The 1,470-nt window shown below is 64.8% G+C and carries 1 protein-coding gene; it reads left to right on the plus strand.

Annotation, left to right across the window (positions count from 1 at the left end):
* Nucleotides 1–299: 299 nt before the first annotated feature.
* Nucleotides 300–1,457, plus strand: coding sequence for a branched-chain amino acid ABC transporter substrate-binding protein (locus ACFWF3_RS35760; RefSeq protein ID WP_379318575.1), 1,158 nt, complete (start codon nucleotides 300–302; stop codon nucleotides 1,455–1,457).
* Nucleotides 1,458–1,470 lie beyond the last annotated feature (13 nt).

Raw genomic sequence — 1,470 nt, forward strand, 5'->3', positions numbered from 1 at the left:
GTGCTGGAGAACCTCACCCCGCAGTGACGCGGTTCGGCTCTTACCGCCGCGTGGGCCGAAAGCAGAAAATGTTTACGTAAGCGAAACAATAATGTGAACTATTGCTGGACAACCGACCTCCGACATGATGCGAATGTGATGCGGATCTAACAAAGCGGCGATATGTTCTCTGCGGGCTGAACGTGGTCGGCCCCCTCGGTGAACCCGGGGAGCACAGGACATAGAGGTGAGACGTGCTCAGTTCGACATGGCGCAGTCGGTCGACGCGGGGAGTTCTGGTAATCGGAGCTGCCGCGTCGTTGGTGTTGTCCGGATGCAGTGACAAGTCGTCGGATGGCGGCGGTGGCGGCAACACCGATCTCTCCATCCAGTCGGTTGTTCAGCTCGATACCCAGGGTAAGGCCGTCGCGACGACCGACGCCGGTGCGGCCGCGGACCCCGCAGGCGACGGCAAGGCCAAGTGCGCGCCCCTGACCCTCGGCATGGCGGGCCCGCTGACCGGCGGCAATGCCGCCCTCGGCATCAACATCATCATGGGCGTGAAGCTGGCGCTCGACCAGCACAACAAGGCCAATCCGGACTGTCAGGTCTCGGTGAAGCAGTTCGACACCGAGGGCAAGCCGCAGATCGCCAGCCAGGTGGTTCCGACGATCGTCGCCGATCCGAACATCGTGGCCCTGGTCGGCCCGACCTTCTCGGGTGAGACCAAGGCGACCGGCCAGATCCTCAGCGAGGCGGGCATGCCCACGCTGACGGCGTCGGCCACCAACCCCACGCTCACCCAGAACGGCTGGAAGACCTTCTTCCGCGGCCTCGGCAACGACGACTCGCAGGGTCCGGCCGTGGCCAACTACCTGACCGGTGAGAAGGGCTTCAAGAAGATCTGTGTCGTGCAGGACAACACCGACTACGGTGCCGGCCTGGCGAAGGCCTTCATCACCGCCGCGGGTCCCGCGGCCGACGCCTCCTGCGGGACGAGCGTCAAGGAAGGTGACAAGGACTTCTCGGCAGCGGTCTCGAAGCTGTCCGCGGCCAAGCCCGACGCCATCTTCTACGCCGGTTACTACGCCGAGGCGGCACCGTTCGTGCAGCAGCTGCGTTCCGGTGGCGTGACCGCGGCCTTCGTTTCCGCCGACGGCACCAACGATCCCGAGTTCGTCCGGCAGGCCGGTTCCTCGTCCAAGGACGCGCTGCTGTCGTGCCCGTGCAGCCCCGCGCCGGAGAAGTTCTCCGCCGATTACAAGGCGCTCAACGGCCAGGCGCCCGGCGTCTACTCCGTCGAGGGCTACGACCTGACCACGATCCTGCTCAAGGGAATCGATGCCGGCAAGGTCACCCGCGCCGAGCTGGTCGACTACGTCCGTAACTACAACGGCACCGGCGTCGCCCGCCAGTACAAGTGGGGCGAGACCGGCGAGCTGGCCAACATCCAGATCTGGATGTACCAGGTCAAGTAGTTCAGATGATGTG

This window comes from Nocardia sp. NPDC060220 (assembly GCF_042727815.1).
In the GTDB taxonomy this organism is placed as follows: Bacteria; Actinomycetota; Actinomycetes; order Mycobacteriales; family Mycobacteriaceae; genus Nocardia.